The 7,791-nt window shown below is 71.1% G+C and carries 9 protein-coding genes; 3 read left to right on the top strand and 6 right to left on the bottom strand.

The features are described 5' to 3' along the window. Window positions 1-653: IclR family transcriptional regulator (locus JM949_RS31295; protein WP_238434222.1), on the top strand; the 653-nt coding region annotated here is incomplete at its 5' end. A gap of 572 nt (window positions 654-1,225) precedes the next feature. Here the strand turns inward: JM949_RS31295 and JM949_RS31290 are convergent. Then, window positions 1,226-1,366 (bottom strand): hypothetical protein, encoded by a 141-nt coding sequence (locus JM949_RS31290; protein WP_203151713.1) that lies wholly within the window; start codon window positions 1,364-1,366, stop codon window positions 1,226-1,228. Window positions 1,367-1,701: 335 nt separating this feature from the next. Between JM949_RS31290 and JM949_RS31285 the strand changes: the two genes are divergently transcribed. Next, a complete protein-coding gene (locus JM949_RS31285) occupies window positions 1,702-2,154 on the top strand; it encodes an endonuclease domain-containing protein (protein ID WP_238434221.1) in 453 nt (150 codons plus the stop codon). Window positions 2,155-2,548: 394 nt separating this feature from the next. On the opposite strand, the gene JM949_RS31280 is transcribed toward JM949_RS31285, so the two are convergent. From JM949_RS31280 to JM949_RS31270, 3 genes are all read right to left on the bottom strand, one after another. Next, entirely contained in the window at window positions 2,549-4,237 is a 1,689-nt protein-coding gene (locus JM949_RS31280; RefSeq protein ID WP_203151712.1) for a S8 family serine peptidase, read from the bottom strand. Between the two features lie 97 nt (window positions 4,238-4,334). Further along, window positions 4,335-5,030 (bottom strand): HAD family hydrolase, encoded by a 696-nt coding sequence (locus tag JM949_RS31275; RefSeq protein WP_203151711.1) that lies wholly within the window; start codon window positions 5,028-5,030, stop codon window positions 4,335-4,337. A gap of 12 nt (window positions 5,031-5,042) precedes the next feature. Then, on the bottom strand, window positions 5,043-6,008 hold the full coding sequence (locus JM949_RS31270) for an EamA family transporter (RefSeq protein ID WP_203151710.1): 966 nt from the start codon (window positions 6,006-6,008) through the stop codon (window positions 5,043-5,045). A gap of 84 nt (window positions 6,009-6,092) precedes the next feature. Here JM949_RS31270 and JM949_RS31265 point away from each other — a divergent pair, with 84 nt between their 5' ends. Then, the gene (locus JM949_RS31265) at window positions 6,093-6,638 is read left to right on the top strand and encodes a CGNR zinc finger domain-containing protein (protein WP_203151709.1); all 546 of its coding nucleotides are present in this window, start codon (window positions 6,093-6,095) and stop codon (window positions 6,636-6,638) included. On the opposite strand, the gene JM949_RS31260 is transcribed toward JM949_RS31265, so the two are convergent. Beyond that, the gene (locus tag JM949_RS31260) at window positions 6,605-7,216 is read right to left on the bottom strand and encodes a GNAT family N-acetyltransferase (protein ID WP_238434220.1); all 612 of its coding nucleotides are present in this window, start codon (window positions 7,214-7,216) and stop codon (window positions 6,605-6,607) included. The two genes, JM949_RS31265 and JM949_RS31260, sit on opposite strands and share 34 nt — an antisense overlap. 136 nt (window positions 7,217-7,352) lie before the next feature. Continuing rightward, a complete protein-coding gene (locus tag JM949_RS38080) occupies window positions 7,353-7,685 on the bottom strand; it encodes a DUF397 domain-containing protein (protein ID WP_309232415.1) in 333 nt (110 codons plus the stop codon). Window positions 7,686-7,791 lie beyond the last annotated feature (106 nt).

The following is a 7,791-nucleotide window of genomic DNA, read 5'->3' as shown; positions in this document are numbered from 1 at the left end:
GGGTCGATGTCGGCGCAGGGCGGTCCGGGGAGACGTCGCAGACGCTCGACCGGGGGTTACGGCTGCTGCACCTGGTCGCCGACGCGCAGGGTGGACTGACCGTCACCGAGGCCGCGAATCGGCTCGGCATCGGTCGGGCGGCCGTCTACCGGCTGGTCAGCGCGCTCAGCGGGCACGGCATGCTGCGCCGCGACAGCGACAATCGGTTGCGTCTCGGCGCCGGGCTGCTGCACCTGGCCCGACGCGCCCAGCCGCTGCTCGCCGAAGGTGCGCTGCCCGCGCTACGCCGCCTCGCCGAACAGGCCGGCGCGACCGCACATTTGACCATCGTCGAGGGTGGCGAGGGCGTCGCCTTGGCCGTGGTCGAGCCGAGCTGGACGTCGTTCCACGTCGCGTACCGCGCCGGGGCACGGCATCCACTCGACCGGGGAGCGGCGGGCCGGGCGATCCTGGCCGGTCGCGCCGGGATCGCAAAGCCGGTGAGCAGTAGCGGCGAGTTGCAGGCCGGGGCGTACGGGGTGGCCGCGCCGGTGCTCGGCGTACCTGGCCTGGAGGCCAGCGTCGGCGTGGTCGCCCTCGCCCCGCTTGACGTCGACGCCATCGGCCCCCAGGTACTGGCCGCCGCCGCAGCCATCACCCTCGCCCTCAGCTGACCCCCGCCCCACCTACGAAGCCAGCGGCAACGCGGCCAGCACAGCACCCCTTGCCCGGCGCGCTCCAAAGGGAGCGGCGCGCTCCAAAGGGCGCCGCGGCTCCGGAGGCGCGGCCCCAGCGGCGCGACCCCAGCGGCTCCGGGTTTGGCTTGATCGACTCGGGTTTCTGGAAATCGCGGTATCCCGCCGCCTGTGATGGCCCGATTTCCAGGAACGCGAGTGGATCACGGACGGCTTATCGATCGGCCAGCCCCGCCCTAGCCCTGCCATACCACGATCGGCAGTCGGATTCGTGGTTGTCCACAGGGGCGGCGGCGTCCGCGGAAGGGGTTGTCCACAGGGGTTTCGCGGGCCACTCGGGGGCCGGCAGGCTGCTCGACATGCCCCGACGTCCGCACCGTCCCGATGCCCTGACCTGGCAGGTCTTCCGCGGCTCCGACGCTGTCCGGGAAGGCCTACTCAGCGAGCACCAGCTGCGCAACAGTGCCTGGGTCCGGCTGCGCCACGACATCTACGCCGACTCACGGCTGGACCGGGACCACGCCCTCGCCTGCCGCGCGGCCCTCCTCCGACTACCGCCCGGAGTGGTGGTCGGAGGCCCGTCGGCCGCTCATCTGCACGGTGTCGTCCATGCGGCCGATTTCACCGACGACGTTCACGTCCTCGTGCCCCGACCGCTGCGGATCGGCCAGCAACGCGGGCTCCGCGTACACGTCAACGCCATCACCCGATCACCAGCCGCGGGCCCGGCGCTCGGTGCGGGCCGTCCGCCGGCCGGACGTCCACGTGACACAGAGCGACCCACGGGGGCACCCCGCCCCCCGGACTCACGCCGCCCCGGGGATTTCCTAACGTCGTCGCGCCCGGCCCGGCAGGTCCTCCAGCCGGCTGCGGTTGGCGGCAGGGCGGTGGCCGGATCCGGCCACCGGCGGGAAACCAGGTCCAGCCGGGATCGGGGCAGCCTGATCCCCCGATCGACCCGGGTCAGGCCGCCTGGGAGACGGCTGTCTGGCTCGACCCGGTCCGAGCAGTCGCCATCGTCGACTCGTTGCTCGGCCAGGGGCTGACCGATCGCGACGTGCTGGCCACCGTCGCCGCCAGCAATGCCGACCGGCCCGGTGGCCGGCGCGCCCGGTGGGTGTTCGACCTGGCCGACGGCGGGGCCGAGTCTCCGCCGGAGTCGCACCTCCGCGTGCGGTTAGTGCTCGGCGGGCTGCCACGTCCAGTGGTCCAACATCCGGTACGCCTGCCCAACGGCGTTGTCCTGCACCCCGACCTGGCCTGGCCGGAGTTTCGGGTGGCGGTCGAGTACGACGGTCAGTGGCACTCCGACCCAGAGCAACTGCACCGCGACCGCCGCCGGCTGAACATGCTGATCGGCGCAGGTTGGCTGGTCCTGCACGTGACCAGTAGACGCCTGCACCGCGAGTTCCCGGCGGTGCTCCGCGAGGTGCGCGACGCGCTGGTCAGCCGCGGATGGCGACGGGGAGCGTCCGCATGACCAAGGTCAACTCGTGTTCCTGGAAACCGTGCCTTCCCGAGCCCGCCGATCCCCCGACATCATGGAACCCGAGTCGATCACGGCGGACGGCAGGACCCAAGAGGGGAAACGGCCCGGGACGGCCGCACGACCCGGGACCGCGACCCGGCCGGACGGCGGCCCGGCCCGGGGCGACGGCCCGGCCCGTCCCAAGGGCCCGGCCAGTCACAGAAACGCCCGCCAGTCACACGCCCGGCCAGTCACAACGCCCGGCCAGTCACAATCGCGCTCGGCAGGTCACAACCGCCCGGCGGGTCACAACCGCCCGGCCCGGAACGACGGCGGGGCCGCCGACGGGAGTGTCGGCCGGGCCCCGAGGCGACGCAGAAACGTCACCGCCGCAGTGCTGGTCGCCTTACGGGCGGGCGTTCGGCGTGAGCGGGGTCTTCACCGCCGCGTAGGCGTCGACGATCCCGTAGCCGTAGAAGCCGTTGAAGTTGATCCCCCCGGCGCAGTAGGCGTCAAAGGTCTCGTCGCGGCCCTCGTTGCGGTACTGCTGCAACCGCGGCTCCGGGCAGGCGTGCTCGGCCGCGGTGCGGTAGAGGTGCTGCTCGACCAGGTCCGGCGACATCCCGAAGCCCGACCGGCCCTGCGCCTTGCCGTACCGGCTGACGATCAGCGCGGCGACGCCGGCGGCGTGCGGGGACGCCATCGAGGTGCCCTGGAGGTAGGTGTAGTAGCCGCACTCACCGTTGGCCTTGCACTGCTTGAAGACCGACTCCTCGAAGCCGGCGACGATGTTGCCGTCGGCGTCGACCGAGCCCTCCTCCTGAAGCACGTGCTTCGGGTAGGAGGAGAGGATCATGTTGGCGTCGGTACGGAACGTGTCGGTGCCGAAGCCGTCCCGGAACCAACCGCCGGGAGCGGCGACCGAAATCTGCTCGGTGCCGTAGTTGGAGAAGTCCGACTTCTTGCCGGACGGGCCGACCGACGACACGGCGATCACGTTCGGGCCCTCGGTCGGCAGGTTCCAGCAGCTCTCGTTGTCGATCGGCCGCGGGTACGGGTTGGCGCCGTAGTCAGGGCTCGTGACGTCGGTGCGGGGTGCGCCCAGGTCGTCGTTCTCGTTGCCGAGGGCGGCGACCAGGGTGACGCCCTTGTTGTGGGCGAAGGTCAGCGCCCGCTTCATCGCCTTGATAATGGCGCGCTGCTCGGCCTGGTCCTCGGGCGAGTCGGCCGGGTTCGCGGTGCAGTTGTAGAGCCACGGGTCGACGTAGAACGACATGTTGACCACGTCGATCCCGGATCGGCCGGCGTGCAGCAGGGCGTTGACCACCGGCTCGAGGAAGAAGTAGCCGGAGTCCTGGCCACCCTTGAGTTCGACCAGCGAGACGTTCGGGGCGACACCGGAGAGGCCGAAGCCGTTGGCCGCGGCGCCGATGGTGCCGGCCACGTGGGTGCCGTGCCCGCCGTCGTCGGTGCCGACCGGGTCGAGGCAGCTCGGCACCTCACAGGGGCCGTCCACGTCGGTCAGGTCCGGCGCGAAGTTGCGCGACAGCGCCCAGTTGAAGTTCGGCGCGATGTCCGGGTTGCTGGCGTCGACGCCGGTGTCGAGCACCCCAACGGTCACGCGGCGGTCGCCCGGTTCGATCTTGCGGGCTTTGTCGGCCCGGAGCATCTCCAGACCCCAGAGCTTGTCGTCGAGCGGGTCGAGCGTTGCGCCCTTGCGAGCGGCGGCGCTGGCGGCGGCACCCCCATCTGCCGTCAGGTGCTCCTGCTCGACCCGGTCCAGCTTGGGCTTGCGGCCGATGGCCTTCTGCTCGGCGGCGCCGATCAGCGTCGGAGCGGCGGTCGCCCTGGCCGCGAAGTCGGCCCGGTCGCTGGTCACCTGGTACATCCCGACCTCGTCGGACCGGGACACCACAGTGCCGCCGGCCGCCCGGATCGCGGCGACCGCCGTGTCGGCGGCGACGCCGTCCTCAGCAACGACGGTGAAGGTGCGGGAGTTGCTTGGTGCGGCGCTGGCCGGCACACCCAGCCCCGCAGCCGTAAGTGCCAGCACTGCCGCGCTCGCGACGGTACCGACGGTGAAGCGCTTGCCCACCACATCAGATCCTCTCGTTGAGGGACGTGGCAGCCATCACACAACACCCGGCAGTTTTACGCCAGCTGAACGCCCGTTATGCCGGCGAATCTCTCCTTCATCCGGCCAGGGGAGCGCGGAGCATGAGTTCCGCCAACACCGTTGGCAGGTCCGCCACCGTGGACACCTCGGCGTCGGGCCCGATCCCGCGCGGGCGCCGCAGGCCGGCCCGGTTCAACCAGACCGATCGGAGGCCGACCTGCCGGGGTGCCACCACGTCGTGCTCCCAGGAGTCACCGACGTACACGATCTGCTCGGCCGGCACCCCCGCGGCCGCGACCACTGCGGCGAAGAACTCCGGGGCGGGCTTCTTGGGCAGGCCGTTCTCGTGCGCGTACACCTCGAAGGCGAACTCGCCGGCGAGCCCGCACCGTTCGGCGCGGCTGTTGCCGTTGGTGGCGAAGCCCAGCGTGTATCGGGAGCGCAACTCCTTCAGCGCCGGGGGCACGTCCGGGAACGGTCGGGTGAGGGCGAATCGACGGGCGAAGAAGAGGGCCGCGATCTCATCCAGGTGGTTCCCCAGCCCGGCGCGGGCCAGCGAACGGGCCAACGCGGCGCGCCGGATCTCCACCACCGGAGCGGCGGCCAGGTCACCGAAGACCGCAGCCCAGTCCGACTCCAGCTCGGCGAGGGTCACCTCCGCCGCCGGGGCGCGTCGACGCATCTCGTCGAGCACGGTCACCAGCCCGCCGGTCACCGCTGGACGCAGGTCCAGCAGGGTTTCGTCGGCGTCGAACACCACGGCGGTCAACACCACAGCAGTGTCTCATCGATTGTCGAGCGCCAGCGCGGGCTCGGGCTCGACCGGCCTGGGCGCCGACGACGCTCCGCGCAGTTCGTCGAGGCGGACCAGCGCGACCCCGGCGATGATCAGGGCACCGCCGAACAGCTGCCAGCCCGTGGGCAGCTCGTTCAGGAACAGCCAGGCGATCAGCACCGCGAAGAGCACCTCGGTGAGCCCGACGAACGACGAGAGGCGGGGGCCGAGGATCCGGTTCCCGGCGATTCCGGCCAGGTACGCGATGACGGCGGCCACCAGCGAGAGCCCGAGGATGGGCACCAGCCAGCTGGTGCGCTGCCCGGCGAAGGTGACCTCGCCGAAGGTCGCGCGCAGTGGCAGCAGACCGGTCAACCCGACGAGGAGCAGCACGGCCGCGCCGACGGCCATGCCGGCGCTGGCCATGGCGACCGACGGTAGCCGGGGGTCGACCCGACCAGCGAGCACGAAGTATCCGGCCAGGCCGAATGCCGCGCCCAGGCCCCAGAGCACGCCCACCGGGTGGAAGTTGGCGGTGCCGGCGAGGTCGAGCACGAACGCCAGCCCCGCCAGGGCGACCACCGACCCGGCGACGGTGAGCTGACGGGGACGTTGGCCGTGCCGTAGCCACATCCACCCCACGACGAGGATGATGCCCAGGTACTCCAGAAGCAGAGCTACACCGACCGGCAGGTAGCGCACGGCGTTGAAGAAGCACACCTGGGCCAGCGCAACCCCGAGGAGCCCGAAGAGCCCGATGGAGACGGCATTGCTCCGCAGTACGTGCGTCCTGCCCCGCAGTGACAGCAGGGCGGGCACCGCCAGCACCAGGGCGGCCACCCCGACCCGGGCGACCACCGCTGATTCGGCCGACCAACCGGCCTGGATGAGCGATCGCGCGAAGGTGCCGGAGGTGGCGAAGGTGACTGCGGAGAGCAGCGCCAAAGCGGCACCGGCAGCAGGTCGTGAGTGCATGTCGCGCTCCTCGGGACGGTGCCTGTCATGAGCAAACTATCCTTATGCTCATGACGCTAAACGGTCGCGATGAAAGGAGTCAAGTTGCTATTCGCTCATGACACCGAATGTTCGCTGATTGCCGCCGCCGCGTTGGTCAACACCGCGGGTCGGGACGGCGAGTTGCTGCCGGACGTCGCGGCGCTGGACGCCTTCTTCGACCGACACAACTACAGCGGGCGACACGAGCACACCGAGGCGGAGCTGCGCGCTGTCCGGGAGTTACGGCCCCGACTGCGCCGCATCTGGCACGCCGAACCACCGGAAATCGTCTCGATCGTCAACGGTCTGCTGCTCGAACACAAGGCGTTGCCCCAGCTCATCGAGCATGACGACGAGCCGTACCACCTGCACTCCGTTCCCCGCGACGCGCCGCTGGCAACCCGGATCGCGGTGGAGGGGGCCATGGCGATGGCCGACCTGGTCCGCGCCGGCGAGCTGAGCCGCCTACGGATCTGCGACTACCCGGACTGCGCGAACGTAGTCGTCGACCTCTCCCGGAACCGGTCCCGGCGGTTCTGCGAGGCCGGCTGCGGCAACCGCGCCGCGGTGACCGCCTACCGCGCCCGTCGGGCGGCCAGCCGCTCCTGACCGAGGGCCGCCCACTCCTCGGCCCGCAACTCGTACTCCACCTCGCCGTGCTCGGTGCCCGGGATCGGCTCGTCCCACTCCAGGTGGAAGGTCCGCACGTAGCGCAGCCCGGCCTTCGACATCACCCGCCGGGAGCGCTCGTTGACCGCCATCGTCTCGGCCCACACCCGACGCACCCCGACCGCGTCGAAGGCGTACCGGACCAACGCCCGGGAACCCTCGGTGGCCAGCCCCCGGCCCCACGTCGAACGGCGCAGCCGGTAACCCAACTCCGCCTCGGTGCCGTCCGCCGACGGGTCCAGCGCGAACCACCCCAGGAAGTCGCCGGTCTCCCGGTCGAGCGCCGCCCACCGACCCAACCCGGGGTGCCGCTCGTACTGGGCGAGCAACCTCGGCAACTGCTCGTCCCGGACCGTCACCGGTGGAGTGGCGACGCCGCCGGTCAGGAACCGCATCACCTCGGGGTCGCTGTCCAACTCGACAAGCGCGTCCACGTCGGCCGTGGTCAGCCGCCGTAACCGCAACCGCTCGGTCCCCGGAGGCCGGCCCGCACCAAAACCACCCATGCGCCGGATCATCCCGCCACCCCGCGCCACCGTCGAGCCGTTTACCGCCGAAGCCGCCAGGCAACATCGGTGCAACTGCTACTTCCGGCCACGCCGAGGCAGCATCTCCACGAAAACCTCGGCCGCCGTCGCGCGCTAGGTGGTCGCGTCAGCGCGGCGGCGCGAACACGAAGAGCCGCCAGGAGTACGCGTCGACAACGCACACCGGCCCGTCCGGGTCCTTGCTGTCCCGCACCCCGAATACGCCGCCCCGACCACATCGACGCCGACCAACCACGCCGATCGGTCCCGCAAGATCGTGCTCGATCCCGAATGCAGTCGGCTCCTGCCGCCCAGGAACCACTACGTCCAGGATCGAGCACGATCTTGGCAGGCTGCCCCGCGAACCGGCTCGATCTCGAGCCGCCACCGCACCACCCACGCCGGACACCCGACCACCGAACCCCTCTCGAACCAGCACCGCGCCAACCAGGCCGGGCACCGCAAGAGGCGGGCTCAACCGGTGGTTGCAACACCTAAGAGTTGGGTCATTTTCTCGCCGGGGGTGGCCCAGCCCAGGGTCATGCGGGGGCGGTCGTTGAGTTCGT

The sequence above is a fragment of the Micromonospora tarensis genome (assembly GCF_016803395.1).
Lineage (GTDB): Bacteria > Actinomycetota > Actinomycetes > Mycobacteriales > Micromonosporaceae > Micromonospora > Micromonospora tarensis.
The sequence above is the reverse complement of the archived record's forward strand: the minus strand, read 5'-3'. Positions and strand labels throughout refer to the sequence as shown.